This is a genomic window from Streptomyces sp. NPDC015171, assembly GCF_043079545.1.
In the GTDB taxonomy this organism is placed as follows: domain Bacteria; phylum Actinomycetota; class Actinomycetes; order Streptomycetales; family Streptomycetaceae; genus Streptomyces.
The window spans coordinates 445,750-471,399 of record NZ_JBIBUO010000004.1 but is presented as its reverse complement, the minus strand read 5'-3'; the positions used below and the strand labels follow the sequence as shown (position 1 = coordinate 471,399).

The following is a 25,650-nucleotide window of genomic DNA, read 5'->3' as shown; positions in this document are numbered from 1 at the left end:
GGACAGACGGGGCGGCTGGGACAGGCGGGGCGGCCGAGGCAGGCGGGCTGGCTGGGACGGCCGGGACAGACGGGGCGGCTGGGACAGGCGGGGCGGCCGAGGCAGGCGGGGCGGCTGGGGCGGCCACGGCACCCTGCGCGTCGAAGGACTCCAACCCATCGGAGACTTCGGGCACGCCCACCGCATCCGACGTATCCGCGCCGTCCGACGTGCCCGCGCCGTCCGACGTATCCGCGCCGTTCAACGCATCCGAGCCGTCCGACGCGTCCGAGCCGTCCGACGCGTCCACAACGCTTACGACTCCCAGGGCATTTGAGGTGTCCCCGGCGTTCCGGACGGTGGCGGAATCGGGTCCTCCGGAGCCCGTGGTGACGCGTCCGGTGCCCTTGCAACAGGCGCCTCTGGCACGTCTTGTAACGAACTAGTGCCGGTTGGCGTGTGCGCCTGGATTCGGCCCGTGGTGCGCCGGTTACACTCCTCCGGCTGTACGAAAGATCATGTTGACGGGGTGAATACGTCCGATGAGCGACACCAGCACCACTGACCAGCTGTCTGCCGACTCTTCCGAGACCGCCGGCCACGGCCGGCACCGGGGCCCGGTCGCGGCCCAGGAGAGCGAGACGGATCCGCACGGCCGGCATCGCAAGCCGGGCCAGACGACGGCCGAGGCCGCGGCCTGGCGGTAGGAGTGAAGAAGAAGAGGGGGGTGCCCGACGGGCGCCCCCCTCTTCTCTGTTGCCGGGACTCAGCCCCGTTTGAGTCCCAGAACCTCCGCCGCCGCGAAGGTCTCCCCGGTCGGCCGGTCCGCGTAGTGCGGGGTGAGCAGCGCGTCGAGTTCGTCGTAGCTGAACGCGTCCCGCTCGCTGTCGAACTTCGCCCGCACCCGGGGCCGTTCCATCACGGCCACCATGCCGCCGTGCACGACGAGCAGCTGGCCGTTGATCCGGGCGGCGGCCGGCGAGGCCAGATAGCCGACGAGCGGGGCGACATGCTCCGGAGCGAGCGGGTCGAGGCCCTCCTCCGGTTTCCCGAAGCCGGCGAAGACGTCCTCGGTCATCCGGGTCCGGGCGCGCGGGCAGATGGCGTTGGCCGTGACACCGTACTTGGCCAGGGCGAGGGCGGTGGAGGTGGTCAGGCCGACGATCCCGCCTTTCGCCGCCGCGTAGTTGGGCTGGCCGGCCGATCCGGCGAGGAACGCCTCCGACGAGGTGTTCACGATCCGCCCGTACACCGCTGCCCCGGCCTCCTTGGACCGCTCCCGCCAGTGCGCGGCGGCGAAGTGGGTGGTGTTGAAGTGTCCCTTGAGGTGGACGCGGATCACGCTGTCCCACTCGTCCTCCGTCATGGAGAAGACCATGCGGTCGCGCAGGATACCGGCGTTGTTGACGAGGATGTCCAGCTTCCCGAACTCGGCGATCGCCGCGCCGACGAGGGCGCCGGCCCCGTGGAAGTCGGCGATGTCCCCGGTGTGCGCGAGGGCCTTGCCCCCGGCCGCGCGGATCTCGGCCGCGACCTCCTCGGCGGGGCCCGCCGACACCTCTCCTGAGCCGTCCCGGCCGGGCCGGCCGTAGTCGTTGACGACGACGGCCGCGCCGAGCCGGGCGAGTTCCAGGGCCTCGGCCCGGCCGAGTCCGCGTCCGGCGCCGGTGACGATCGCGGACAGGCCCTCCAGTGGCAGTGACAGTGACATCGCGCGGACCTCGGCTCTCTCAGATCTCGATGCACGTACGCAGGGCGGTCCCGGTACGCATCTGGTCCAGTGCCTCGTTGATCTCCGCGAGCGGCACCCGGTGGGTGATCAGGCCCGCCAGGTCGACCCGGCCGGCCCGCCACAGGGCGATCGCGCGTTCGTAGGAGCGCAGGACGTCGCCTCCGCCGTACATGGACGGCAGGATGCGCTTCTCGTCGAAGAACAGCTCGAACATGTTGAGCTGGAGGAAGTCGTCCATGGCGCCGGCACCGACGACGACGAGGGTGCCGCCGCGCCGGGTGTTCTCGTAGGCGGTGCGGGCGGTGGCGGACCGGCCGACGACCTCGAAGACGTAGTCGAAGCCCTCGCCGCCGGTGACCTGCTGCTTGGCGTCGGCCAGCTCCTCGGGTGACACGGCCCTGGTGGCGCCGAACCGGAGGGCGGACTCGCGCCGGGAGGCGACCGGGTCGACGGCGACGATCTCGGCGGCGCCCTTCAGCCGGGCCCCCTGCACCGCCGAGATGCCGACGCCTCCGCAGCCGATGACGGCGACCGACGAACCGGCCGCCACGTCGGCGGTGTTGAGGGCGGCGCCGAGCCCGGTCGTCACCCCGCAGCCGATCAGGGCGGCGATGTCGAAGGGCACGTCCTCCGGGAGGGGCACCGCGCAGCCGGCGTCGACCACGACCTCCTCCGCGAAGGTGCCGGTGCCCGCGAATCCGAAGAGATCGCCGCCGGAGCGGCGGAAGTTGGGGGTGCCCGCGTTCATGAACCCGGCCAGGCAGAGCTGGCTCTGCCCGCGTGTGCAGGCCGGACAGTCACCGCAGGCCGGCAGCCAGCACAGCACGACCCGGTCGCCGGGCTTCAGGTGCCGTACGCCGTCCCCCACTTCGAGGATCTCGCCGGCGCCCTCGTGGCCGGGCACGAAGGGGGCCGGCTGGGGCAGCACCCCGGTCATCGCGGACAGGTCCGAGTGGCACAGCCCGGTGGCGCGGATCCGGACCCTGACCTTGCCCGGGCCGAAGCCCACGGCCTCGATGTCGTCGAGGACCTCCAGCTTTTCCTGGCCGATCTCGTGCAGTACGGCTGCGCGCATGGTGCGGCTCCCCTCGGAGGCTGATTCCGGCGTGCTGTCAGGAGTGCTGTACGACGGTGTCGGCGAGCACCGAAGCGCCGTCCCGCTCCACGGCGCCCACCGTGACCCGCACCCGCCCGTCCTCGCGCCACATGCGGATGCGCAGGGTCTCCCCCGGGAACACGACCCCGGTGAAGCGGGTGCCGTAGCCGCGCACCCGGGTCACATCGCCGCCGAGCAGGGTGTCGACGACCGCCTTGAGCGTGATGCCGTAGGTGCACAGCCCGTGCAGGATCGGCTTGTCGAAGCCGGCCACCTTGGCGAACTCGGGGTCGGCGTGCAGGGGGTTGTAGTCACCGGAGAGGCGGTAGAGGAGGGCCTGGTCGGCGCGGACGGGCCGGTCGACGGTCCGGTCGGGGTCACCGGCGGGCGGGTCGAGGCGGACGGAGGGGCCGCGGTCACCGCCGAAGCCGCCCTCGCCGCGTACGAAGATCTGCGCGTCGTTGGTCCACAGCGGGCCCTCGGCGTCGGCGACCTCGGTGCGCATGACCAGGACGGCGGCCTTGCCCTTGTCGTGGACGGCCGCGATCCGGCTGGTGGCGGTGGCGGTGCCGGCGGCCGGGAGGGGCCGGTGCAGGGTCAGGCTCTGGCCGCCGTGCAGGACCTTGGCGAGGTCGACGTCGATGCCCGGCATGGAGAGGCCGCTGATCACGCCGGGTGAGCCGGCGCCCGCCACGGTGGCGAAGCTCGGCAGCACGTGCAGCCGGGACTCCAGGGTGTAGCGCAGCTCGTCCGGGTCGGTGGCGGGACTCTCCTTGTCCGGGTTGGCGCCCGCGCCGATACCGAGGTGGTAGAGCTGGACGTCCTTGGCGGTCCAGCTGATCTCGCCGGAGCGGGGTTCGGCGGCGAGGGCCAGGGCTGCGTCGATGGGCATGGGGCTCCTGACGTGACGGCGGATCGGCGGGGCGCGGATCGGCGGGGCGGCGCGGGTCTGCGGGGGGGGGCGCGGAACTCCGCAGGCGGCTGACCGCGCTGCCGGGCGGACCGCGCCGGCGGCGGGAAGACCCCGGCGCGGACGTCCGCACCGTCGCCCGCACCGGGGTCGCTGCGGGCCGATCTAGAACGCGTTCCAGTCCGGCGCCCCCTGTATAGCCCAGCGCTCCACAGTTGTGAAGGCTCCTGACACCCCGTCAGCCGACGGAGCGTCCGTGACATTTGTACTGCCCGAATCCGTACATGCGCATCTGCCGGGGCGGGGGTCCGGATTCGTAGGGTTCGATTCGTACGCTGTGCGGTCGTACCGCCGCGCGGCGGGGACGGACTGATCGGGGGAAAAGGGATGACATGGCGGGACCGAGTGCGGTGCCGGGCACGGACCTGGCAGGCGGCACGGCGGGAGTGGAAGGCGGAGCAGGAGCGTTACAAGGCCGCGCGGCGGGCCGCCGGGCGCAAGAACGAGTTCCCCGACGTCGACCATCCGGGACCGCCCCCGACCGGCTTCGCCCTGCTGCCCTGGCTGCTGATGGGCCTGGGGTCCTTCTCCAATCTGCTGCAGGGCCGCACCGCCGACCCGTGGGTCGGCGGCCTGGGCCTGCTGACCTTCAACTCGCTGTACATCTACGTCACCTTCCGCTCCTTCGACCGGGCCAAGCGCGCGTCGGTGTCCACCCGGGTGGCGCTGGTGCTCATGGGCCTGCTGACCACGGGCCTCGCCCTCGGGTACGGCGGCGACTGGCTGACGTTCTTCCCGCTGCTGGGACTCGCGGCGGGCGCCGCCCTGCGCGGCCCCTGGCTGGGGCGGACGGGGCTGCTGCTCGCGGCGTACGCGGGTGCCGTCTCCTATGTCCGCGGCGGCTGGGGCGACGCGTCCGGCATCGGCTACGCCACCTTCCTCTCCAGCATGGTGACCGCCGCGATCCTCGGCCTGTCCGAGGCGGTGCGGGAACTGCGGTCCGCCCGGGAGGAGCTGGCCCGGCGGGCGGTGGAGAAGGAGCGGCTGCGCTTCTCGCGTGATCTGCACGATCTGCTCGGTCACACCCTCTCGGTGATCGTGGTGAAGTCGGAGGCGGCCCGGCGGCTGGCCGGGCGCGATCTGGACGCGGCGCTGACGCAGATCGGCGACATCGAGTCGGTGGGCCGGCAGGCGCTCACCGAGATCCGCGAGGCGGTGACCGGCTACCGCGAGGGCAGCCTGGCCACCGAGCTGACCCGGGCCCGCTCGGCGCTGTCCGCCACGAGCATCGAGCCGGTGGTGCGCCAGAGCGGTTCGCCGCTGGCGCCGCAGACCGAGGCGCTGCTCGGCTGGGTGGTGCGCGAGGCGGTCACCAACGTCGTCCGGCACAGCGACGCCACCCGCTGCGACATCGGCGTCGAGAGCGCCGCCGACCGGGTACGGCTCACCGTCACCGACAACGGCACCGGGAAGGCCGTCACGCGTCCGGCCGAGGGCATCGGCGGCACCGGCCTGAAGGGGCTGACCGAGCGCCTGGCCGCCGCGGGCGGCTCGCTGCGGGCCGGCCGGTCGCCGCGCGGCGGCTTCACGGTCACCGCCGAACTCCCGCAGGAGCCGGCGGAGCCGGCCGCCCAGGATCCGGCCCTGGCGCCCAGGGCCGGCTGACCGGAATCGCCTCGCCGCTCCCCGTGGTGGCGCTGTCCCAGGGTCGGCGCGGGCGTCGGCGCCGCCGGTGCGCACCATGCCGCCGGTCACCCCCGGCGCCGTAATCTGGCCGCATGAACGAGATGCCCCCGGGCCGCCGGCCCGCCAAGTGCATCCGGGTGCTGCTCGCCGAGGACCAGGGCATGATGCGCGGCGCGCTCGCCCTGCTGCTCGGCATGGAGCGGGACATCGAGGTCGTGGGCCAGCTCGGCGCGGGGGACGGGATCGTGGACGCCGTGCTCGCGCAGCGCCCCGACGTGGCCCTGCTGGACATCGAGCTGCCGGGCATGAGCGGCCTCGACGCGGCGGCCGAGCTTCGGGTCCAGGCACCCGACTGCCGGGTGCTGATCCTGACCACCTTCGGCCGGCCGGGCTATCTGCGCCGGGCCATGGAGGCCGGTGCGGCCGGCTTCCTCGTCAAGGACGGTCCGGTGGAGGAGCTGGCCGAGGCGATCCGGCGGGTGCTCTCCGGGGAGACCGTGGTGGACCCGGCACTGGCCGCCGCCGCGCTCAGCGCCGGACCGAGTCCGCTGACGGCCCGCGAGTGCGAGGTGCTGAAGGCGTCGGTGGACGGGGCGACCGTCGCCGACATCGCCGTGCGGCTCCGGCTGTCCGAGTCCACCGTCCGCAACTACCTCTCCTCCGCGATCGGCAAGACCGGTACCCGCAACCGGGCCGAGGCGGTGCGGGAGGCCCGGCAGCAGGGGTGGCTGTGACCTACGGGATCACCCTCGCGTCCGCGTAGCGGGTTCCCTCCGGGGCCGCGCACACGAACCAGTTCACGGGGGAGCCCGCGGCCGGGACGGGCACGGCCACGATGCTGTCGCCGTTCTTCCAGGTGCAGCTGACATGCCGGGCGGAGGTGGGGACCGTGCCCACCACGAGCCGCTCGGGTCCCTCGCCGTTCTCCTCGGCCAGGGGGATCGCCGCCGCCAGCATGTCGGTCCCGGCCAGCTCCTCCCACTTCTTGACGGTGTTGAACATGATGGGCCGCGGGCGGCTGTCGCCGTAGTGGAGGATCGCGTAGTACGACGTCTTGCCGACCAGATCCGCGAGCCGGGGCTCCGCGCCGCCGTCGATGCCGTATCCCTTCATGGCGGTCAGCTGCCTGACGGCCTCCGCCCGGTCCCGGGGCGCCGCCCACACCTCGGCCACGACGCTCCATTTCCTGCCTCGGTCGGTGCCCCGCGCCAGCTCGGTGGTCCGAGGCTTCTCCACGTCCCTCCCGTGGGTCGCCACGTTCGCCCCCCGGTCCCCGTGCCCGCCCCCGGGCAGCCCCGTCACCGCGAGGGCGCCCGTCGACCCCGCCAGTACCAGCGTCGTGGCCGCCGCCACCGCCCAGCGCCGGGCTCTGCGCCGCCTGCCGCCGCGGATGACGGCCTGTACCGGGGCTATGCCGATCTCGACCTCGTCCGCCGCGTCCGCGAGCAGGAAGGCGATGTCCGTCTGCGTCATCTCGTGGTTCTCCCGGTCCGCGCTCATCACTTCCGCCCTCCGTGCGTCACCGTCTCGGCCAGTCCCGGTATGGCGCGGAGTTTCGCGATCCCCTTGGCCGCGTTGCTCTTCACCGTGCCGACCGAGCAGCCCATCGCCTCGGCCGTCTGCGTCTCCGTCAGGTCCTCCCAGTAGCGCAGGACGACCGCCTCCCGCTGCCGCGCCGGCAGTTGCGCGAGCGCCTTGAGCAGGGCGCCGCGGTCGTCGGCCTGGGCGATCCGGTCCCCCGTGTCGGCCACCTCGCGCACCAGGCCGGAGTCGTCCTTCGGCGCCAGGAACTCCCTGAGCCTCCTGCGGTGTCTGCGCGCGTGCGCGTTGATCATCACCCGTCGTACGTACGCCTCCGGGTCGTCGGCGGCGCCGACCCGGCGCCAGGCCACGAAGACCTGTTCCAGCGTCGACTGGACCAGGTCCTCCGCGGCGTGCTGCTCCCCCGTGAGGAGAAATGCCGTACGCATCAGCCGCGGCCAGCGGCCGACCATGAAGCTCTGGAACTCCTCGTTCCGTGTCTGCTTCCCGTCCCCCATGAGCACCTCCTAGATGTCAAAAGGAGTCCATGGGCCGCCCCGACCGTTGCCTCCCCCGCGAAACTCGCGGAGATTCTCCACCGCCTCCCCGAGCACTCAGGCCCCCGCCTCCCCGGACCCCCCGGGCCGCCGCCCCCCAACCCCCGGGCCCCCGCCTCCCCGGACCCCCGAGCCCCCGCCTCCTCCAACCCCCGACTCACCGCCTGTCCGGCCGCCCCCGAGGCGAGCCCCTAAGCCGCGCGCAGCACCGTCACCACCGCGGCGCCGCCGAGGCCGATGTTGTGCGCGAGCCCCACCCGGGCCCCCGGCACCTGCCGCGGCCCCGCCGTGCCGCGCAGCTGCCACACCAGCTCGGCCGTCTGCGCCAGACCGGTCGCGCCCAGCGGATGCCCCTTGGAGATCAGCCCGCCGGAGGGGTTCACCACCCACCGCCCGCCGTACGTCGTCGCGCCCGACTCGGCCAGCGGGCCCGACTCCCCCGGCGCGCACATGCCGAGCGCCTCGTACGTCAGCAGCTCGTTGACGGAGAAGCAGTCGTGCAGCTCGATCACGTCGACGTCCTCGATGCCGAGCCCGGACCGCTCGTACGCCTGGCGGGCCGCCTCGCGGGACATCGGCTGCCCGACGACGTCGACGCAGGAGCCGGAGGCGAAGCACTCCTCGGTGTCGGTGGTCATGGCCTGCCCGGCGATCTCGGCCAGGCCGGTCAGCGACCGCGCCCGCGCGAACCGCTCCGAGACGACCACGGCCGCCGCGGCGCCGTCCGAGGTCGGCGAGCACTGGAGCTTGGTGAGCGGGCGGTGCACTGGGCGCGCGGCCAGGATGTCCCCGACCTCGTACACGTCCCGGAACTGGGCGTAGGGGTTGTGCGCGGAGTGCCGGTGGTTCTTGGCGGCGACGGCGGCGAGCTGCGCCTCGGTGGTGCCGTACCGCTCCATGTGCTCGCGGGCCGCGTCCCCGAAGATCTGCGCGGTCGGCGGGGTCGTCTCGAAGCCGTGCCGGGCGGCCATGACCCCGTAGTGCCGGGCCACGGGCGAGGTGGCGAAGTCGCCGCCGTCGGCGCCGCCGCCGAGCGCGCCCTTCTTCATCTTCTCGAAGCCGAGCGCCAGCACGCAGTCGCAGACCCCGCCCTCGACCAGCTGCCGGGCCAGCATGAGCGCGGTCGCGCCGGTGGCGCAGTTGTTGTTGACGTTGTAGACGGGGATGCCGGTCAGGCCGAGTTCGTAGACGGCGCGCTGACCGGCGGTCGAGGGCTGGAAGCAGTAGCCGATGGGAACCTGTTCCACATCGCCGTACGCGATCCCGGCGTCCGCGAGCGCCGCCTCGCCCGCCTCCCGCACCATGTCCCAGTACTGCCATTCACGGGTCTCGGGCTTCTCGAACCTGGTCATCCCGACCCCGGCGACATAGGCCTTCATGGCGCGCAGACTAGAACGTGTTCCATCAACTGGCCAGCCCTGTGACGACCCGCGGGGCGGCCCATGACGCCGCATCAGAAACCCATGGCTCGGTCAAGGATCCATTAGAGGCCCGAAGCAACGGAATAGTTGCCTGTGCATACGAGGTTTACCCGGCACTTATGACACGCGGAAGGCCTCACCCCATGACAGAAGCCACGACCGACCAGCCCACCCGGAGAGCGGGCGGCGCCGTGGTCCCGGTGCTCGCCTTCGCGGGCATCGTGGTCGCGGTGATGCAGACGCTGCTCGTGCCGGTCATCAAGGACCTGCCGCAGCTCCTGGACACCGCCCCGACCAACGCCACCTGGGTCCTCACCTCCACCCTCCTGTCCGGCGCCGTCGCCACCCCGATCATGGGCCGGCTCGGCGACCTCTCCGGCAAGCGCCGCATGCTGATCTTCAGCCTCGCCGTGATGGTGGTCGGCGCCCTGATCAGCGCGCTCACCAGCCAGCTGATCGTCATGATCGTGGGCCGTGCCCTGCAGGGCTTCGCCATGGGCGCCATTCCGCTCGGCATCGGCCTGATGCGCGACATGCTGCCGCGCGAGAAGCTCGGCTCGGCCATGGCCCTGATGAGTTCCTCCATAGGCGTGGGCGGCGGCCTGGCGCTGCCCGCCGCCGCCCTGGTCGCGCAGCACGCGGACTGGCACGCCCTGTTCTACGGCGCCGCCGGCCTCGGAGTGCTCGCCATCGTCCTCACCCTCCTCGTCGTGCCGGAGTCCCCGATGCGCGCCGAGGGCACCTTCGACCTGCTCGGCGCGCTGGGCCTGTCCACCGGTCTGGTGCTGCTCCTGCTGCCCATCACCAAGGGCAGCGACTGGGGCTGGTCCTCGGGCACGACGCTCGGCCTGTTCGCCGCGTCCGTCGCCGTCCTGCTGCTGTGGGGCCTGTACGAGCTGCGCGTGCAGGCGCCCCTGGTGGACCTGCGCACCACCGCCCGCCGCGAGGTGCTGCTCACCAACCTCGCCTCGATCATGGTCGGCGTCAGCTTCTACGTCGTCTCGCTCGTCCTGCCCCAGCTGCTCCAGCTGCCGAAGGCGACCGGCTACGGGCTCGGCCAGTCCATGGTCGTCGCCGGCCTGTGCGTGGCCCCGCTGGGCCTGACGATGATGTTCACGGCGCCGGTCTACGCCCGTCTCTCCGCCCGCTACGGCCCGAAGACCACCCTCATCCTCGGCATGCTGATCATCGCCGCCGGCTACGGCGGCGGCCTCGGCCTGATGGACGCGGCGTGGCAGACGATCATCACGTCCGTGGTGCTCGGCGCCGGCATCGGCCTCGCCTACTCCTCGCTGCCCGCGCTGATCATCGGCGCGGTCCCGGCCTCGGAGACCGGCGCGGCCAACGGTCTGAACACCCTGATGCGGTCCATCGGCACGTCGGTGTCGAGCGCCGTCATCGGCATGGTGCTGGCCAACACCGCGAACGACGTGGGCGGCCTCGCGATCCCGACCATGCACGGCTTCCGGGTCTCCTTCCTGATCGCCACGGCCGCGGTGGCCGTCGGCGTGCTGCTGGCGCTGTTCCTGCCGAAGGCCGGCCGGCCCGCCCAGCACACCCGGCTGCGGGCGAGCAGCGAGGAGGACGCCGTCCTCGAACAGGCCGAAGAGGTGCTGCGCGGCTTCCGGGGCCGGGTCCTCGGCGCCGACGGCGCCCCGGTCGCCCGGGCCAAGGTCACGCTGATCGACCGGCGGGGGCGGCAGGCGGGTTCGACGTTCTCCGAGGAGGACGGCAGCTATGCCCTCGCGGTCCCGGCCGAAGGCGCGTACGTGCTGGCCGCACGGGCCGCCGGGCACGGCCCGCTGGCCTCCTCCGCCACGCATTCCGGGGAGGAGCGGCCGGTGGACCTGGATCTCTCGCTGCCCGGGGAGGTCGTGAGCGCGTAGCGCCCGGGGACCGCTCCCGCCGGGCCGCAGCGGCTCGTCGCACGTTGTCCCAGGCCCTTCACCGCGTTGCCCGCACCCCCGGTCGAACAGTCGGCCGGGGGTGCGGCAGCATGTGGAGGTCCGCAGAGTCGTACGAGCCGGAAGGCGCCCCATGGCCACCGCCCCCAAGCCCGAGATCCTCGCCGCGTTCGAGGCGGCCAAGGGATTCATGCCCGTGGACGAGGGGCTGGCCCTGTACGCGGCCGCCGCCGAGGCCGGCCGGCTGGGGCTGCCGCTGCTGGAGGTCGGCACCTACTGCGGACGCTCGACGATCCTGCTCGCGGACGCGGCCCGCGCGGCCGGTGTCACCGCGCTCACCGTCGACCACCACCGGGGCAGCGAGGAGCAGCAGCCGGGCTGGGACTACCACGACCCGGAGACCGTCGACCCCGAGGTCGGCCTGATGGACACGCTGCCGACGTTCCGCCGGACCCTGCACCGGGCGGGCCTCGAAGACCATGTGGTGGCGCTCGTCGGCCGCTCCCCGCAGATCGCGGCGGTCTGGAACTCCCCGCTCGGTCTCGTCTTCGTCGACGGCGGCCACACCGACGAGCACGCGGGCGCCGACTACGAGGGCTGGGCACCGCATGTCGCGGAGGGCGGGTACCTCGTCATCCACGACGTCTTCCCGCACCCCGAGGACGAGTTCACCGGCCAGGCCCCCTACCGGGTCTACCTCCGCGCCCTCGGCTCCGGCGCCTTCGCGGAGGTGTCGGTCACCGGTTCGCTGCGCGTCCTGCGGCGCACGTCCGGGCCGGCGCTCTGACCGGTCCTTTCCGGTACCGGCGGTCCCGGTACCGCCCCGCGCATCACCCGGGAGCAGCAGGCGGCCCCGCCCGGTCCGGCGAACCGGCCGGGGCCCCGCCGCGGACGGCCACCGCTCCGCCGGCCCGGCGCAGCGGGCGGCCTCCGCGTCCCTCACGGCCGGCGGCTGCCACGAACGCCTCTTAGCGCGCGCCGGACATGCGGGCGAGTGCGCTGAAGGCCGCGCCGGCCCGGAGCAGTTGACAGCGGCGGGGGTCCGGGGCGGCGGCGGGCCGGCACTCCCCCGGACGGGTGCGGGTGTCGCCCGGCCGGCGCCCTCCCCGCCGCCGGCTTCCCCCGGCGACCGCGGCCCGGAACCACGGGCCCGGGGCCGCCGGACGCGCCCCGGCGGACGCCCGGGGGCCCCTGCGGACTCGCCGGGCTCCCCGTAAGGTGGCACCCGTGTCGAACGTAGGCCCGGACTTCGAACCCCCGCAGCCCCGCCGGCCCCGGCGCGGGCCGCTGACCGTCGCGCTCGCCGCACTGGTACCCGGTGCGCTGCTGGGCTGGCTGCTGTACGAGGGGGTGGGCGGGTCCGGCGGACCGGACACCGCGCACGCCTCGGCGGGCAGAGCCGGGTCCCGGACGGCGGCACCGGGCGACGACGCCAAGCGGGCGAGCCCGACGCCCACCGCGTCCGCCGCCGGCTCCGGCTCCCTCAAGGGCAAGGTCGTCGTCATCGACCCGGGCCACAACCCCGGCAACTTCCGGCACACGACCGAGATCAACCGCCCCGTGGACATCGGCACGAACGAGAAGGAGTGCGACACCACCGGCACGTCCACCAACGCGGGCTACACGGAGGCCCGGTTCACGCTGGACGTCTCCCTCCGGCTGCGGACGCTCCTGGAGCGGCAGGGCGCCACGGTGAAGCTGACGCACGACGGCGACTCCCCGCCCTGGGGCCCGTGCGTCGACGAGCGGGCCCGGATCGGGAACGAGGCGCACGCGGACGCGGCGATCTCCGTGCACGCCGACGGTTCGGCGGAGGGCAACCGCGGCTTCCACGTCATCCTGCCCGGGTCCGTGCACGCCGGTGGCGCCGACACCCGCCCCATCGTCGGCCCGTCGCACGATCTCGGGGTGCGGATCGCGGGCGACTACCTGCGCGAGACCGGAGAAGCGCCCTCCAACTACCTCGGCGACGGTACCGGTCTCGTCACGCGCACGGACCTGGGCGGTCTCAATCTGTCAACGGTTCCCAAGGTCTTCCTCGAGTGCGGCAACATGCGCGATAGCAAGGACGCGGCACTGCTCACCAGCGGCGCCTGGCGGCAGCGGGCGGCGCAGGGGATCTCTGAGGGAATCGTGAGTTTCCTGCGCGGGTCGTGACGGCGGGCGGAACCGGCCGGACAGCCGGATCTTGCGGACGATAGTGTCTACCGACGACGAGACGACCTACGAAGGACCTGAAGTGAATATCCGCTCCCTCACTAGAGGCGATGGCGTGGTGATCGGAGCAGCGGTGGTGCTGTTCATCGCGTCGTTCCTCGATCTCTACAGCTACTCCGGCTTCGGCGGCGACATCAGCCGGAACGCGTGGGACAACCTGGGCACGGGCCTCGGCACCTACATGGGCGCGGTGATCGGTGCCGTTCTCATCGTCGTCAACCGCTGCCTGCCGCAGCCGCGCAAGATCGCCGGGCTCGACCTCGGCGCGGCCGGCACCGCGTTCGCGGTCCTGGCCGCCTGGACGCTGCTGTGGACGCTGATCGACCTGGACGGCGTGGACGCGGGAGCCGGTCTGGTCCTCGGATTCATCGCCGCTCTCGTCCTGTCGGCCGCCGCCATCGCCACCCCGCTGCTGCCCGCCCTCCAGGCTCCGCTGATGCCGGCCCCCAAGCCGGTCGCCCCGCAGCCCTACGGCGCCCAGCCGCCCGGTGGTTACGGCTACCCGGGCGCCCAGCCGCAGCAGCCCTACGGCGCCCAGCCGCAGCCGGGCCAGCCGTTCGGCCAGCAGCCGCCGGCCCCGCAGACCGCTCAGCCCGCCCCGGCGCCGCAGCAGCCGGCCGGGGACTTCTCGCCGTTCTGGTTCGCCGTGCCGGTGGCCCGCCCGCTGTTCGCGGAGGACGGCTCGGCCGCCCCGATCGCCGAACTGGCGCCGGGCACCTGGTACTTGGCGGTCGAGCAGCGCGGTGCCGCGCTGGTCGCGCAGACCCAGGACGGCCGCCGCGGTGTCCTTCAGGACACCTCCGGCATCCAGCGCGGCTGATCCGCGCCGCCGCAGCGCACCGGCCCCTCGCCCTTCCGGGCGGGGGGCCGTTGTCGTACAGTCGCCACCGGCTGATATCTGACGGAGCGTCAGGAGGCAGGCGTATGCGGCTCGGTCTCGCACTCGGCTACTGGGGACGCGGCCCGGACGCCGGCCAGGTGCCGCTCGCCCAGGAGGCGGAGCGGCTCGGCTACCACTCCGTGTGGACGGCCGAGTCCTGGGGCTCGGACGCCTTCACCCCGCTGACCTGGATCGCCGCGCGGACGTCGACGATCAGGCTGGGTACGGCGGTTGCCCAGATGGCGGCCCGCACCCCGACGGCGACCGCCATGCACGCGCTCACCCTGGACCACCTCTCGGGCGGCCGGATGCTGCTCGGCCTCGGGCTCTCCGGACCGCAGGTGGTGGAGGGCTGGTACGGCCGCCCGTTCCCGAAGTCGCCGCTGACCGCGACCCGGGAGTACGTGGACGCCGTACGGCAGGTGCTGCGCCGCCAGGGGCCGGTGGCGGTGGACGGCCGGTTCCATCCGCTGCCCTACCGGGGCCCGGAGGGCACCGGCCTCGGCAAGCCGCTGAAGCCGATCACCCATCCCCTGCGGGCCGACCTGCCCGTGCTGCTCGGCGCCGAGGGCCCGAAGAACGTCGCCCAGACCGCCCGGATCGCCGACGGCTGGCTGCCGCTGTACTGGGCGCCGGGCCGCCCCGAGGTGTACGGGGACGTGGTGCGGGAGCTGCCCGAGGGGTTCCTGGTGGCGCCGATGGCCCGGGTGAAGGTGTGCGACGACGTGGCCGAGGGGCTGCTGCCCGTCAAGGCCATGCTCGGCTTCTACATCGGCGGCATGGGGCACGCGGCCCGCAACTTCCACGCCGACCTGATGGCCCGCATGGGGTACGAGAAGGAGGCCCGGCGGATCCAGGAGCTGTTCCGCGCCGGGCGGCGCGAGGAGGCCGTGCTGGCCGTGCCGGACGCCTTCGCGGACGAGATCTCCCTGGTCGGCCCCCGTGAACGCGTCGCCGAGCGGCTGGAGTTGTGGCGCGCGGGCCCGGTCACGGACCTGCTGGCCCTGTCACCGGACCCGCACACGCTACGGGTGCTGGCGGAGCTGAACGCCTAGCCCTTGAGCAGCTGGGAGCCGGACGGCACCTGGTTCTTGACCGGGGCGCCCGCGCTCTGCCCCGCGCCCTTGACCTGGTTGATGATGTCGTCGAACGAACCGGCCGCGTTCTCGTCGCCCTTGCGCAGCTTGGACGGCAGGTTCTTCAGGGCGTCGATGCCGGCGCCGAGCGGCGCGAGGGCCTTGGCGAGCGTCGGATCGCCCTGGGCGTTCTTCTGGGCCGCCTTCAGCCGGTTGTAGGCGAAGGCGCCGGCGAGACCGGCCTTGATCAGAGCCGTTCTGCGGCCCTTGGCGCCCTTCTTGAACTTGCCGGCCTTCCAGGGCTTCACGATCCACTGGTAGGTGGCGCCGGCGGCGAGGGCCGCGTTCGCCACGAACCGGGACTTGGCGAACTTCTGGCGTTCGGCGGACGTGGACGGACTGGGGGTGTCGGCGGCGGGCACCGCGGCCTGGGCCGCCGTGGACTTCTTCGTGCCGCTCTGTTCGCCGCCCGAGCAGGCGGTGGCGCCGGCCACCAGGGCACAGCACAGGGTGAGCGCCACGAAGAGGCGCCGTATCGGTACGGGCACGTGATCCTCCGGACGTGTCCTCCCCGAGCGGTCTGCTTCCTCCGGCAGCCTGCCCCGGGGCGGCCGGTTCCGCCACTCGGGGGATGCCGTCCGGGTGCGCGGCACGGTTTCACGGCGCCGGGAGCGGCAATCCGAAGGGCATGTCTCGATATCGCACTGGAGCGAATCAGGCCGGGACGGTCATCGCGATCGTTGCCGACATCATGGCTCTCATCCTCGGCCTGTGGATACTGATGTACCTGTTGGACGCGAACCGGGCCAACAGCCTGGTCCAGTTCGTCCACGACGCGGCCTCCTGGCTGGCCGGGTGGTCGCACGACCTCTTCACGTTCGACGAGGCCTGGGCCCGGGTGGTCGCCGGATACGGCCTCGCCGCCGTGGTCTACCTCTTCGTCGGCCATGCCCTGGCCAACCGGATGCACCGGCACTGAACCGTGCCGGCCGGCGTGGATCAGGCGCAGCAGTCCGGGTCCAGGCCGGCCGGCAGGAGTTCGCCGCCGAACACCGCGCAGGTGGCGTCGTGGCCGCCCAGCGCGGCTACGGCGAGGAGCAGCGATCCTGCCGTCCAGGTGGTCAGCTCACGGGGCCATATCGCGTCGTCCTCGAAGACGTAGCCCGTCCAGTACAGGCCGCTCTCCGGGTCCCGCAGATGCTGGATGGACTGGAGGATCTCCAGGGCCCGGTCGGACTCGCCCACCGCCCACAGGGCGAGGGCCAGCTCGCTGGACTCGCCGCCGGTCACCCAGGGGTTGGGCACCACGCAGCGCACGCCGAGGCCGGGGACGACGAACCGGTCCCAGTCCGCCTCGATGCGCTCCTTGGCCTCGGCCCCGGTCAGGGCGCCGCCGAGGACCGGGTAGTACCAGTCCATCGAGTAGCGGCCCTTGTCGAGGAAGCGCTCGGGGTGGCGCCGGATCGCGTGGCGCAGGGCGCCCACCGCCAACTCCCAGTCCGGCTGCGGCTCCTCGCGCTGCTCGGCGATGGCGAGGGCGCAGCGCAGGGCATGGTGGACGGAGGAGCTGCCGGTGAGCAGCGCGTCGGTGGCCGGCGTGCCGTCGTCGTCGCGGCGCCAGCCGATCTGCCCGCCGGGCCGCTGCAGCCGCAGCACCCATTCCACGGCCGCGTAGACGGTCGGCCACATGCGGTCCAGGAACATGTCGTCGCCGGTGGACAGGTAGTGGTGCCAGACGCCGACGGCTATGTAGGCGACGAAGTTGGACTCGCGGGCGCGGTCGGTGACGTCGTCATGGGCGCCGTCCGCGTAGGCGGCGTACCAGGAACCGTCCCCTTCCTGGTGCCGGGCGAGCCAGCCGTACGCGCGCTCGGCGGCCTCGTGCTCGCCGGCCGCGTCCAGGGCCATGGCGGCCTCGGTGTGGTCCCAGGGGTCCAGGTGGTGGCCGCGGAACCAGGGGATCGCGCCGTCCTCCCGCTGCACGGCGAGGATGCCGGCGACGGTCGCGGCGGCCTGCTCCGCGGTGAGGACCCCGGGCAGGACGAGGTGTTCTGTCCGGGGGGTGGTCACTTGGCGGCCGCCCCTTCGGCCAGGCGCGGCAGGTGCGGCTTGGTCGCGTAGACCACGAAGCTCTTGCCGATCAGCGGGTTGAGCGCCTGCTCGGCGAGCCGGGTGGCCAGCGGCTTCTTCATGATGTCCCAGACCAGCAGCTTGTGGTACGCCCGCACCGGCAGCGCCTTGTCGTTGTCGACGCCGAACGCGCACTTCAGCCACCAGTACGGCGAGTGCAGGGCGTGCGCGTGGTGGTTGCCGTACGGCTTCAGGCCCGCCTCGCGGACCTTGGCGATCAGTTCGTCGGCCTTGTAGATGCGGATGTGGCCGCCCTCGACCTCGTGGTAGGCGTCGGACAGCGTCCAGCAGACCTTCTCGGGGCCGTAGCGCGGCACGGTGATCGCGATGCGGCCGCCCGGCTTGAGCACGCGCACCATCTCGGCGAGCACGCCCTTGTCGTCGGGGATGTGCTCCATCACCTCGGAGATGATGACGACGTCGAAGGACTCGTCGGGGAACGGCAGGGCGAGGGCGTCGCCCTCCATGGCCGTGGCGGTGGCGCCCTCCGGTGCCTCGCCGGCCTCCTTCATCGCCGCGAACCACTTGGCGACCTCGCGGATCTCCTCGGCGTTCTGGTCCAGGGCCACGACCTGGGCGCCGCGCCGGTAGCACTCGAAGGCGTGCCGGCCGGCCCCGCAGCCGAGGTCCAGGACACGGTCGCCCGGGGCGAGCGGGAACCGGGAGAAGTCGACGGTCAGCACGTGGCCCTGCTTTCGGTGTAGACGCCGGTGGTGGCCGCCGGGCGGCCCGGGTTCTGCGGCCTGCGGCGCGGGGCGCCGGAGCGGGCGATGGCCTCGCGGTAGTGGGCCACGGTGCCCTCGGCGGCGCGGGCCCAGGTGAAGCGGTCGAGCACCCGTGCGCGGCCCGCGCGGCCGAGCCGGGACCGCAGCTCCGCGTCGCCGAGCAGCCGGCCGAGCGCGGTGGCCAGGGCGCCCGCGTCGCCGGGCGGCACGGCCAGGCAGGTGTCGCCGTCCTCGCCCGCGACCTCGGGGATCGCGCCGCCGGTGGTGGCGACCAGCGGGGTTCCGGTGGCCATGGCCTCGGCGGCGGGCAGCGAGAAGCCCTCGTAGAGGGAGGGCACGCAGGCGAGCTGGGCGGAGCGGATCAGGTCGACGAGTTCGGCGTCGGAGATGCCCTTGACGAAGTCGACGGCGCCGTCGAGGCCGTACCGCTCGATCGCCTGGGCGACCGGGCCCTCCTCGGGGCGCTTGCCGACGACGACGAGATGGGCGGCCGGGTGCTCGGTGCGCACCTTGGCGAGCGCCTCCACGAGGAACACGAGGCCCTTGAGCGGCACATCGGCGCTGGAGGTGGTGACGATCCGGCCCGGCACCTCGGGCACCGCCGGATTCGGCGCGAACAGGTCGGTGTCGGCGCCGATGTGGACGACGTGCACGCGGTCGTCCCGGACGCCGAGGTGGTCCACGATCTCCTGGCGGGAGCTGCCGGAGACGGTGAGGACCGAGGGCAGCCGGCGGGCGACGCGCTTCTGCATCCGGGTGAAGCCGTACCAGCGGCGCACCGAGTAGCGGCGCTTGAGGCCCTCGGCCGCGTCCAGCTCCAGCTGCCGGTCCACGGTGATGGGGTGGTGGATCGTGGTGACCAGGGGGGCGCCGAGGTCGCCGAGCAGGCCGTAGCCGAGCGTCTGGTTGTCGTGGACGACGTCGAACTCGCCGCGCCGGGCGCGCAGATGGTCGCGGGCGCGCAGCGAGAAGGTCAGCGGCTCGGGGAAGCCGCCGGTCCACATGGTCGCGACTTCCAGGGCGTCGATCCAGTCCCGGTACTCGTCCCGCTTCGGGGTGCGGAAGGGGTCGGGCTGGCGGTAGAGGTCGAGGCTGGGCAGCTCGGTGAGGGTGAGCTGCGGGTAGCCCTCGTCGAGGACGGGGTACGGCTGCGAGCCGATGACCTCGACCCGGTGGCCGAGGCGGGCCAGCTCGCGGGAGAGGTGGCGTACGTAGACACCCTGGCCGCCGCAGAACGGGTTCCCTTTATAGGTGAGAAGCGCGATGTCGAGCGGCCGCTCGCCGTCTGCCGCGAGGTCCGGTCGGGGCCCCGCCTGACTGGCCTCAGCGCTCACCCTGGGCCCCCTTCTGCCTGCACTGTCCCGCGGAGACTACGACGGGACGCTAATCTAGAACAAGTTTCAGACTTGATCGTTCAGGAGGCTCCGAATCTACCGGCAGGTAGGGGCGCTGTGAGCAGTGGATCAGGTGATTCACGCCACGGCGCGGACCCCCTCCGTGCAGGATGATCACAAGCCCTACAGACACCCTCACCGACCGTCACGGAGCGGGACCCATGCCTGCGGAAACCAAGCTGGAAGCCGGGAGCGTCCGGCCCCCTTCGGCACCGCTGACCGAGCGGCAGGAAGCCCGCCGCCGCCGGATCCTGCACGCGAGCGCACAGCTGGCCAGCCGGGGCGGTTTCGACGCCGTGCAGATGCGCGAGGTCGCCGAGTCGTCCCAGGTGGCCCTCGGCACGCTGTACCGCTACTTCCCGTCCAAGGTGCATCTGCTGGTCGCCACCATGCAGGACCAGCTGGAGCACATGCACGGCACGCTGCGCAAGAAGCCGCCGACGGGGGACTCGCCCGCCGAGCGGGTCGCCGAGACGCTGATGCGGGCGTTCCGCGCCCTGCAGCGCGAGCCGCACCTGGCCGACGCGATGGTCCGCGCGCTCACCTTCGCCGACCGCAGCGTCTCGCCCGAGGTCGACCAGGTCTCCCGCCAGACCACGGCGATCATCCTGGACGCGGTCGGCCTCGCGGACCCCACCCCCGAGCAGCTCTCCGCGGTCCGCGTCATCGAGCACACCTGGCACTCGGCGCTGATCACCTGGCTCTCGGGCCGCGCCTCCATCGCCCAGGTGAAGATCGACATCGAGACGGTCTGCCGCCTGATCGACCTGACGGACCCGGACCGCCCCTGACGGACCCGGCCGCCCGGGCCGCTCGCGGCACAGAGAGAACCTACGAGACGGGTTCCCTTCGCCGGTATGGTCCGGATCAGGTTCTGGGGGTCGCCGTCCGGCCTGACCGCTGCCTTCCGACCTCTCAGCCCTACCGTCGCTGTCGGCCCGGGCGGATGCCTGTGCGTCGCGCCTGAGTCGGCTACTGCGGTCGGACTCCCTCACTCGCCTCGTAGGCTGATACCAGCATAGAACGGCCAGAGCTGACGGAACCCGCCAATTCCCACCATTTACCACCAGGACGGGCCTACTCCTCCGGCGGGAACACCGCCTCTCCGCTGGTCAGCAGGGTGAGTGCGATGGCCTCCACCGGGCAGCTCTCGGCCGCCGCCAGGATCGGTTCGCTCGCGTCCGCGTCCGGTTCCACGGGGTGGGACTGGCGGGCCGCGTCGAGGCGGAAGGCGTCCGGGGCGTGGTGGCGGCACTGGGCCGAGCCGATGCACACCGACCGGTCGACCTCGATGCGCCAGCGGTCGCCCATGGGCTACGCCCCCGCCGGGAGGTGGATCATCTTGTGCTCCAGGTACTCGCCGTAGCCCTCGGGACCGAACTCCCGCCCCAGGCCCGAGTTCTTGTAGCCGCCGAACGGGCCGAGCATGTCCAGGCTGAAGGTGTTGACGGAGTAGGTGCCGGTGCGGACCTGCCGGGCGATGTCGATGCCGCGCTCGACGTCCGCCGTCCACACGCTGCCGGACAGGCCGTAGTCGGAGTCGTCGGCGATCCGTACGGCCTCCCGCTCGTCGCCGTAGGGCAGCAGGCAGACGACCGGGCCGAAGATCTCCTCGCGGGCGACGCGCATGGAGTTGTCGACGTCGCCGAAGAGGGTCGGCTCGACGTACCAGCCGCGCTCCAGGCCCGCCGGACGGCCGCCGCCGGCGAGGACCTTGGCGCCCTCCTCCTGGCCGATGCGGATGTAGTCGAGGTTGCGGCGCCGCTGCCGCTCGGCGACCAGCGGGCCGACCTGGGTCGCGGGGTCCAGCGGGTCGCCGACCTTCAGGGCGCCGGCGGCCTGGGCGAAGGCTTCGGCGAACTCGCCGTAGCGGGCGCGCGGGACGAGGATGCGGGTCTGGGCGACGCAGGCCTGGCCGTTGTTCATCCAGGCCGCCGGGACGATCCCGGAGACGGCCGTCTCCAGGTCCGCGTCCGGCAGCACGACCGCCGCCGACTTGCCGCCCAGCTCCAGGGTGACCCGGGTGAGGTTGCCGGCGGCGACCTCCATCACGCGCTTGCCCGCGGCGACCGAGCCAGTGAAGGAGACCTTGTCGACACCGGGGTGCCCGACCAGGTACTCGCTGACCTCCCGGTCGGCGGGGAGGATGGAGAGCACGCCCTCGGGCAGGCCGGCCCGGCGGGCGATGTCGCCGAGGAGGTAGGCGTCCAGCGGGGACTCGGGGGACGGCTTGAGGACGACCGCGCAGCCGGTCAGCAGCGCGGGCGCGAGCTTGGCGGCGGCGACGAACTGCGGGACGTTCCAGGGGACGACGGCGGCCACGACACCGACCGGTTCGCGGCGGACCAGTACCGGGCCGAGGGCCCCGTCCCGCCGCTCCTCGTAGGTGAAGTCCCGGGCGACCCGGATCGCCGCGTCCCACACCATCATCGCGCCGAGCGCCTGGGCGAGGACGCTCCAGGAGTACGGGGAGCCGTTCTGCGAGGAGATCACCCGGGCGATCTCCTCGTGCCGTGCGGCGATGGCGTCCTTGATCCGGGTGACGACCTCGATCCGCTCCTCCAGCGTGGCCCGGGACCAGGGCCCTTCGTCGAAGGCGCGGCGCGCGGCGGCCACGGCACGGTCGACGTCCGCCCGGGAGGCGTGCGGCACCCGGCCGATGACCTCCTCGGTGTGCGGCGAGATCACCTCGATGACGTCCTTGCCCAGCGGGTCGGTCAACTCCCCGCCGATGAACAGCTGTCCGTGTTCCACGAGCTCCGTCATGGCCGACCGCCTCCCGCCGTAACGCGGCGCATCCATCGTCTCCGGCACCGTTTCTGACACTCTTTCAGAACTGATATCAGTTCTAGTTATAGTGGGCAATGGCCGTGCGGCTCAGGGGCGGAGGTCCGATGGTGACGACGTTCGATCACGGCGGGGGCGTACGGTCCGTCCAGGTGCCCATCCCGGACAATCCACTGGGGTACACGCTGGTGTACGTGGTGGACACCGACCGTGGGCCGGTGCTGGTGGACACCGGCTGGGACGATCCCGGGTCCTGGGACGCGCTGGGGGCGGGGCTGGCCGCCTGCGGGACGGCGGTTCCGGAGGTGTACGGCGTCGTCGTCACGCACCACCACCCGGACCACCACGGGCTTTCGGCACGGGTGCGCGAGGTCTCCGGCGCCTGGGTGGCGCTGCACGCGGCCGACGCGGCGATCGTGCGCCGGGCCCGGGAGAGCCGGCCGGAGCGCTGGTTCTCGTACATGGCGGCCAAACTGGCGGCGGCCGGGGCGCCCGAGGAGCATGTGGCGCCGTTGCGGCTCTCCCGCGGCCGGACGCTGCCCGGCCTCTCCCCCGCGCTGCCCGACCGGGAGATCGTCCCCGGTGAACTCCTCGACCTGCCGGGCCGCCGGCTGCGCGCGGTCTGGACCCCGGGGCACACGCCCGGCCATGTCTGCCTGCACCTGGAGGAGGAGCATCCTGCCCGGCTGCCGGGGCACGGGCGCCTGTTCAGCGGGGACCACCTGCTGCCCGGGATCACCCCGCACATCGGTCTGTACGAGGACCCCGACGACGCGACCGTCACGGATCCCCTGGGCGACTATCTGGACTCCCTCGAACGGATCGGCCGGCTCGGCCCCGCCGAGGTCCTCCCGGCCCATCAGCACGCCTTCAGCGACGCCCCGGGGCGGGTGCGGGCGCTGCTCGACCACCACGAGAGCCGCCTGTCCAACCTCCTCGGTCTCCTCGCCGAGCCCCTCACGCCGTGGCAGCTCGCCGAGCGCATGGACTGGAACCGCCCCTGGGCGGACATCCCGTACGGCTCCCGCACCATCGCGGTCTCGGAGGCCGAGTCCCATCTGCGCCGCCTGGTGAAGCTGGGCCGCGCGGAGCCGGTGGCGGGGAGCGAACCGGTGGCGTACGTGGCGGTGTGAGGGCGGGGCGGCGAGGGCCGGGAGGCGCGAGGCCGGGGCGGTCGGGTCGGGCTGCCGGGGCGGGGGTCAGTGCGGGGCGGTGAGTCCGTCCTCGGCCAGCTCCTGCAGGCGCAGTCGCTCCACGGCCGTCACATGGGACCGCAACGCCCGGGCGATGCACTCCAGTTCGCTGTCGGGGATGCAGCCGGACCCGAACTGCTCCGCCGGCGCCGGACGGCCGTGGCCGTCCGGCGCGTGCCGCGCCTCGGCCGCGACGAGGATGTCCACCGCCGCCGCGATGGCCCGCGCGTCGGAGTCCGGGTGCCCCGTCGCCGTCGCCGCCCGCCGGATCCGCTCGCGCCGGGCCGCGCTGAGGTGCGGGGCCAGCTTCAGGAGGGCGTCGTTGATGGCGGCCCGGCGCAGTTCCAGACGGAGGGCGGCACCGCTGACCCGGCCGGTCGCGGGCGCCGCCGGCGCTGCGACGGTCAGCACCGCCTGCCACAGCGGCTTAAGGCGCCGGTGGGTGCGCACCAGCCGCCGGCGCTCCGCCACCAGCGGGCCGGCCTGTCCGACGAGGAAGGCCACGGCCACCAGGCCCGCCTCGGCGATGGCGAACGGCGGGGCGACGTACGTGGAGAGCCAGTCCCAGTCCCGGCCGCTCCAGCGGGCGCCGATCGCGGTGAGTTTGGCGGAGTCGTAGACGAGTCCGAGGGCGTACGCCTCCTGGAGGAAGATCACCGCGCGGCGCAGCCAGCGGTCCTCGACCTCCCGGTACCAGGCCCACAGCATGCCCGCCGCGACCAGCGCGGACACCAGGTGCGCGGCGAGATAGAGGAGCACGAACTCGCGCATCCAGGGCGTGTCGGCGTAGTAGGTGTCGAGATCGCGCAGCCGCTCCACCCCGTGCTCGCCGAGCAGGAACGTCGTCCACAGGCCGGCGATGACGGCGGTGTACACCATCCAGACCAGGCGGGTGCGCCGGCGCCGCACGGCGGACGGCGGCTCGCGCCAGGTGATGATGAGCCACAGGCAGGCGCCGCAGTACACGGTCAGCAGGGAGTACACCCACAGGCCGGCGAAGTTGGGGGTGCCGGCGAGCACGTTGATGCGGTGCAGGTTGGCCGGCGGCAGCGAGGCGCAGACGATCGTGCCGATGCCGAGCAGCAGGGCGGTGGCCCGCAGGATCGGGTCCTGCCAGGCCCGGCGCAGCAGCGGCAGCTTGATCGCGAACGCCACGGCGAACATGGCGGCGGGTACGGCGTAGGCGGCGTAGTGAGCGGCGAGGTCTCCGCGCATCAGGGCCCGCCGATGTTGCCCAGCGAGGACGACAGCCGGTCGGTGAGGGTGTCCTGGGTCATCCGGCCGGCCGCGCCGGGCCCGACGACCTTGGAGAACTTCGCGGCCAGGCGCAGCCCGCACTCCTCGGCCTCCCACTCGGCCTCGGCCGCGGCGGCGGCGGGCGAGCGGGCGGCCATGGCGACCACCTGGTCCCAGGGGATGTCGTCCTCGGCGCGGGCGAGCAGCCGGCGGGCGGCGGCGGGCAGGCAGGCGGGGTAGTGCACGTCCAGCGTGCCGTAGTGGATGTGGCCGATCTCGTGCCCGGCGATGACGAACTTGTGCGGGTCCGGGGCCCGTTCCTCGACGACGACCAGGTACTCCTCCTCGCGCGCCAGGGTGACCCCGGAGACGTCCAGGCCCGGCGGGAAGGCGAGGAACCGCAGCCGGACCGGGCGGTCGAGCCGCGGGGTCAGTGTGGCGCACAGGGCGTGCAGGAACGTCTCCGGCGCGGTCGGCGGGGTCAGGGTGCGGACGGTGTCGCGCACGAGCCGGTCCAGGAAGCGCTTCGGGGAACCCGGCTGCCTCGGGAACCCCGGCCGCCTCGGGGGCGCGGCGGACCGCGGACGCGCGCGGTCGTCCGTCCGGTCAGCCACGCCCGGTGTCCCCCGCCCGCTCCGAGGCGATGATCATCTCGGCCAGGTCGGCCAGGGTGGCGAGTTGCCGGGCGTTCATCTGCGGGGCCCGGGCCGCCAGCCGGATCAGCCCGCTCTCGCGCAGCCGCCGCAGCGGGTCCGCCTCGGCCTCCAGGTCCTGGAGCACGGGTTGCAGCGCTTCGCACAGCGCCTCGGGCTCGTCCGCCGTGAAGAAGCCGGCCGGCAGGCCGAAGAAGCGGCGCAGCCGGTCGGCGTGTTCCAGGCTCGGCATCCCGCTCTTGCGCCACACGCTCAGCCACTGTCTGCTGGTGCCGGCGATCCTGGCCAGCTCGTCCAGCGAGTACCGCTTGCCGTCCGGTCTGCGCCGGCTCTCCCGGATGAAGTCCAGGCGCTGGCGCACGCGTTGGTCGAGGGTGGCCTCGGCGGCCCGGCCTCCGCAGAGCAGGTCGACGACGACGCCGACGGGGATCCCGGTGCGGTAGGAGAGGCCCGCCACGTCGAGCGTCTCCGGCAGCCGGCCCGGCCTGCAGGTCAGTTCGCCCAGCCGGCCGAGGACTTCGGCCAGTGAGGCGTAGGTGTCACTCACCGAGGT

The 25,650-nt window shown here is 73.2% G+C and carries 26 protein-coding genes; 11 read left to right on the top strand and 15 right to left on the bottom strand.

The features are described from left to right. The first annotated feature begins 521 nt into the window (after positions 1 to 521). Positions 522 to 686: a hypothetical protein gene (locus tag ACF073_RS14305; RefSeq protein WP_392069679.1), complete on the top strand. Its 165-nt coding sequence runs from the start codon at positions 522 to 524 to the stop codon at positions 684 to 686. Between the two features lie 59 nt (positions 687 to 745). Here ACF073_RS14305 and ACF073_RS14300 read toward each other — a convergent pair whose 3' ends face one another. From ACF073_RS14300 to ACF073_RS14290, 3 genes are read right to left on the bottom strand one after another with little or no spacing between them, the layout of a single operon-like run. Then, entirely contained in the window at positions 746 to 1,684 is a 939-nt protein-coding gene (locus ACF073_RS14300; protein ID WP_392069999.1) for a 3-oxoacyl-ACP reductase, read from the bottom strand. Positions 1,685 to 1,709: 25 nt separating this feature from the next. Further along, positions 1,710 to 2,786 (bottom strand): Zn-dependent alcohol dehydrogenase, encoded by a 1,077-nt coding sequence (locus tag ACF073_RS14295; protein ID WP_392069677.1) that lies wholly within the window; start codon positions 2,784 to 2,786, stop codon positions 1,710 to 1,712. Between the two features lie 37 nt (positions 2,787 to 2,823). Continuing rightward, positions 2,824 to 3,699, bottom strand: coding sequence for a MaoC/PaaZ C-terminal domain-containing protein (locus tag ACF073_RS14290; protein ID WP_392069676.1), 876 nt, complete (start codon positions 3,697 to 3,699; stop codon positions 2,824 to 2,826). A gap of 405 nt (positions 3,700 to 4,104) precedes the next feature. Here ACF073_RS14290 and ACF073_RS14285 point away from each other — a divergent pair, with 405 nt between their 5' ends. Both ACF073_RS14285 and ACF073_RS14280 read left to right on the top strand, forming a co-directional pair. Next, a complete protein-coding gene (locus ACF073_RS14285) occupies positions 4,105 to 5,382 on the top strand; it encodes a sensor histidine kinase (protein ID WP_392069675.1) in 1,278 nt (425 codons plus the stop codon). 113 nt (positions 5,383 to 5,495) lie between these two features. Next, complete coding sequence (locus ACF073_RS14280; protein ID WP_392069673.1) at positions 5,496 to 6,137, top strand: response regulator; 642 nt, start codon at positions 5,496 to 5,498, stop codon at positions 6,135 to 6,137. Between the two features lies 1 nt (position 6,138). Here the strand turns inward: ACF073_RS14280 and ACF073_RS14275 are convergent, their stop codons facing one another. The 3 genes from ACF073_RS14275 to ACF073_RS14265 all read right to left on the bottom strand — a co-directional run bounded on the left by ACF073_RS14275 (position 6,139) and on the right by ACF073_RS14265 (position 8,860). Next, a complete protein-coding gene (locus ACF073_RS14275) occupies positions 6,139 to 6,903 on the bottom strand; it encodes a hypothetical protein (RefSeq protein WP_392069671.1) in 765 nt (254 codons plus the stop codon). Further along, on the bottom strand, positions 6,903 to 7,442 hold the full coding sequence (locus ACF073_RS14270; RefSeq protein ID WP_392069670.1) for a SigE family RNA polymerase sigma factor: 540 nt from the start codon (positions 7,440 to 7,442) through the stop codon (positions 6,903 to 6,905). The genes ACF073_RS14275 and ACF073_RS14270 overlap by 1 nt, the downstream gene beginning before the upstream one ends. Positions 7,443 to 7,672: 230 nt before the next feature. Next, the gene (locus ACF073_RS14265) at positions 7,673 to 8,860 is read right to left on the bottom strand and encodes a beta-ketoacyl synthase N-terminal-like domain-containing protein (protein WP_392069668.1); all 1,188 of its coding nucleotides are present in this window, start codon (positions 8,858 to 8,860) and stop codon (positions 7,673 to 7,675) included. A gap of 185 nt (positions 8,861 to 9,045) precedes the next feature. Between ACF073_RS14265 and ACF073_RS14260 the strand changes: the two genes are divergently transcribed. The 5 genes from ACF073_RS14260 to ACF073_RS14240 all read left to right on the top strand — a co-directional run bounded on the left by ACF073_RS14260 (position 9,046) and on the right by ACF073_RS14240 (position 14,958). Further along, a complete protein-coding gene (locus tag ACF073_RS14260) occupies positions 9,046 to 10,788 on the top strand; it encodes an MFS transporter (RefSeq protein ID WP_392069666.1) in 1,743 nt (580 codons plus the stop codon). A 151-nt stretch (positions 10,789 to 10,939) separates the two neighbouring features. After that, on the top strand, positions 10,940 to 11,593 hold the full coding sequence (locus tag ACF073_RS14255; RefSeq protein WP_392069664.1) for a class I SAM-dependent methyltransferase: 654 nt from the start codon (positions 10,940 to 10,942) through the stop codon (positions 11,591 to 11,593). A gap of 440 nt (positions 11,594 to 12,033) precedes the next feature. Continuing rightward, on the top strand, positions 12,034 to 12,963 hold the full coding sequence (locus tag ACF073_RS14250; RefSeq protein WP_392069662.1) for an N-acetylmuramoyl-L-alanine amidase: 930 nt from the start codon (positions 12,034 to 12,036) through the stop codon (positions 12,961 to 12,963). Between the two features lie 115 nt (positions 12,964 to 13,078). Continuing rightward, entirely contained in the window at positions 13,079 to 13,843 is a 765-nt protein-coding gene (locus ACF073_RS14245) for a DUF5336 domain-containing protein (protein ID WP_392069660.1), read from the top strand. A 104-nt stretch (positions 13,844 to 13,947) separates the two neighbouring features. Next, the gene (locus ACF073_RS14240; RefSeq protein WP_392069658.1) at positions 13,948 to 14,958 is read left to right on the top strand and encodes an LLM class F420-dependent oxidoreductase; all 1,011 of its coding nucleotides are present in this window, start codon (positions 13,948 to 13,950) and stop codon (positions 14,956 to 14,958) included. On the opposite strand, the gene ACF073_RS14235 is transcribed toward ACF073_RS14240, so the two are convergent. Next, positions 14,955 to 15,527: a hypothetical protein gene (locus ACF073_RS14235; protein WP_392069657.1), complete on the bottom strand. Its 573-nt coding sequence runs from the start codon at positions 15,525 to 15,527 to the stop codon at positions 14,955 to 14,957. The genes ACF073_RS14240 and ACF073_RS14235 overlap by 4 nt on opposite strands. A gap of 140 nt (positions 15,528 to 15,667) precedes the next feature. On the opposite strand from ACF073_RS14235, the gene ACF073_RS14230 reads away from it, so the two are divergent. Then, entirely contained in the window at positions 15,668 to 15,958 is a 291-nt protein-coding gene (locus ACF073_RS14230; protein WP_392069655.1) for a hypothetical protein, read from the top strand. A gap of 20 nt (positions 15,959 to 15,978) precedes the next feature. Here ACF073_RS14230 and ACF073_RS14225 read toward each other — a convergent pair whose 3' ends face one another. The 3 genes from ACF073_RS14225 to ACF073_RS14215 are packed head-to-tail and all read right to left on the bottom strand — an operon-like array spanning position 15,979 to position 19,168. Then, positions 15,979 to 17,049: a prenyltransferase gene (locus ACF073_RS14225; RefSeq protein ID WP_392069653.1), complete on the bottom strand. Its 1,071-nt coding sequence runs from the start codon at positions 17,047 to 17,049 to the stop codon at positions 15,979 to 15,981. After that, positions 17,046 to 17,792, bottom strand: coding sequence for a class I SAM-dependent methyltransferase (locus ACF073_RS14220; RefSeq protein ID WP_392069651.1), 747 nt, complete (start codon positions 17,790 to 17,792; stop codon positions 17,046 to 17,048). Before ACF073_RS14220 ends, ACF073_RS14225 begins: the two co-directional genes overlap by 4 nt. Next, positions 17,786 to 19,168 (bottom strand): glycosyltransferase family 4 protein, encoded by a 1,383-nt coding sequence (locus ACF073_RS14215; protein ID WP_392069649.1) that lies wholly within the window; start codon positions 19,166 to 19,168, stop codon positions 17,786 to 17,788. The genes ACF073_RS14220 and ACF073_RS14215 overlap by 7 nt, the downstream gene beginning before the upstream one ends. Before the next feature lie 221 nt (positions 19,169 to 19,389). Between ACF073_RS14215 and ACF073_RS14210 the strand changes: the two genes are divergently transcribed. Continuing rightward, positions 19,390 to 20,019 carry a TetR family transcriptional regulator gene (locus ACF073_RS14210; protein WP_392069648.1) on the top strand — a complete coding sequence of 210 codons (630 nt, stop codon included), beginning with the start codon at positions 19,390 to 19,392 and terminating at the stop codon, positions 20,017 to 20,019. A gap of 286 nt (positions 20,020 to 20,305) precedes the next feature. Here ACF073_RS14210 and ACF073_RS14205 read toward each other — a convergent pair whose 3' ends face one another. Together ACF073_RS14205 and ACF073_RS14200 are read right to left on the bottom strand one after the other, a co-directional pair. Then, a complete protein-coding gene (locus ACF073_RS14205; RefSeq protein WP_392069646.1) occupies positions 20,306 to 20,539 on the bottom strand; it encodes a ferredoxin in 234 nt (77 codons plus the stop codon). 3 nt (positions 20,540 to 20,542) lie between these two features. Beyond that, positions 20,543 to 21,994 carry an aldehyde dehydrogenase gene (locus tag ACF073_RS14200; protein WP_392069644.1) on the bottom strand — a complete coding sequence of 484 codons (1,452 nt, stop codon included), beginning with the start codon at positions 21,992 to 21,994 and terminating at the stop codon, positions 20,543 to 20,545. Positions 21,995 to 22,122: 128 nt separating this feature from the next. Between ACF073_RS14200 and ACF073_RS14195 the strand changes: the two genes are divergently transcribed. After that, positions 22,123 to 23,148, top strand: coding sequence for an MBL fold metallo-hydrolase (locus ACF073_RS14195; RefSeq protein WP_392069642.1), 1,026 nt, complete (start codon positions 22,123 to 22,125; stop codon positions 23,146 to 23,148). A gap of 66 nt (positions 23,149 to 23,214) precedes the next feature. On the opposite strand, the gene ACF073_RS14190 is transcribed toward ACF073_RS14195, so the two are convergent. From ACF073_RS14190 to ACF073_RS14180, 3 genes are all read right to left on the bottom strand, one after another. After that, complete coding sequence (locus tag ACF073_RS14190; RefSeq protein WP_392069641.1) at positions 23,215 to 24,423, bottom strand: MAB_1171c family putative transporter; 1,209 nt, start codon at positions 24,421 to 24,423, stop codon at positions 23,215 to 23,217. Further along, a complete protein-coding gene (locus ACF073_RS14185; RefSeq protein WP_392069640.1) occupies positions 24,423 to 24,950 on the bottom strand; it encodes a hypothetical protein in 528 nt (175 codons plus the stop codon). Before ACF073_RS14185 ends, ACF073_RS14190 begins: the two co-directional genes overlap by 1 nt. 100 nt (positions 24,951 to 25,050) lie before the next feature. After that, entirely contained in the window at positions 25,051 to 25,644 is a 594-nt protein-coding gene (locus tag ACF073_RS14180; RefSeq protein WP_392069639.1) for an XRE family transcriptional regulator, read from the bottom strand. Between the last annotated feature and the right edge of the window lie 6 nt (positions 25,645 to 25,650).

Coding starts and splice junctions, on each gene's coding strand:
- ACF073_RS14305 (WP_392069679.1), top strand. CDS start 522: ATGAGCGACACCAGCACCACTGACCAGCTGTCTGCCGACTCTTCCGAG.
- ACF073_RS14295 (WP_392069677.1), bottom strand. CDS start 2,786: ATGCGCGCAGCCGTACTGCACGAGATCGGCCAGGAAAAGCTGGAGGTC.
- ACF073_RS14290 (WP_392069676.1), bottom strand. CDS start 3,699: ATGCCCATCGACGCAGCCCTGGCCCTCGCCGCCGAACCCCGCTCCGGC.
- ACF073_RS14285 (WP_392069675.1), top strand. CDS start 4,105: ATGACATGGCGGGACCGAGTGCGGTGCCGGGCACGGACCTGGCAGGCG.
- ACF073_RS14280 (WP_392069673.1), top strand. CDS start 5,496: ATGAACGAGATGCCCCCGGGCCGCCGGCCCGCCAAGTGCATCCGGGTG.
- ACF073_RS14275 (WP_392069671.1), bottom strand. CDS start 6,903: ATGAGCGCGGACCGGGAGAACCACGAGATGACGCAGACGGACATCGCC.
- ACF073_RS14270 (WP_392069670.1), bottom strand. CDS start 7,442: ATGGGGGACGGGAAGCAGACACGGAACGAGGAGTTCCAGAGCTTCATG.
- ACF073_RS14265 (WP_392069668.1), bottom strand. CDS start 8,860: ATGAAGGCCTATGTCGCCGGGGTCGGGATGACCAGGTTCGAGAAGCCC.
- ACF073_RS14260 (WP_392069666.1), top strand. CDS start 9,046: ATGACAGAAGCCACGACCGACCAGCCCACCCGGAGAGCGGGCGGCGCC.
- ACF073_RS14255 (WP_392069664.1), top strand. CDS start 10,940: ATGGCCACCGCCCCCAAGCCCGAGATCCTCGCCGCGTTCGAGGCGGCC.
- ACF073_RS14240 (WP_392069658.1), top strand. CDS start 13,948: ATGCGGCTCGGTCTCGCACTCGGCTACTGGGGACGCGGCCCGGACGCC.
- ACF073_RS14230 (WP_392069655.1), top strand. CDS start 15,668: ATGTCTCGATATCGCACTGGAGCGAATCAGGCCGGGACGGTCATCGCG.
- ACF073_RS14210 (WP_392069648.1), top strand. CDS start 19,390: ATGCCTGCGGAAACCAAGCTGGAAGCCGGGAGCGTCCGGCCCCCTTCG.
- ACF073_RS14205 (WP_392069646.1), bottom strand. CDS start 20,539: ATGGGCGACCGCTGGCGCATCGAGGTCGACCGGTCGGTGTGCATCGGC.
- ACF073_RS14200 (WP_392069644.1), bottom strand. CDS start 21,994: ATGACGGAGCTCGTGGAACACGGACAGCTGTTCATCGGCGGGGAGTTG.
- ACF073_RS14195 (WP_392069642.1), top strand. CDS start 22,123: ATGGTGACGACGTTCGATCACGGCGGGGGCGTACGGTCCGTCCAGGTG.
- ACF073_RS14190 (WP_392069641.1), bottom strand. CDS start 24,423: ATGCGCGGAGACCTCGCCGCTCACTACGCCGCCTACGCCGTACCCGCC.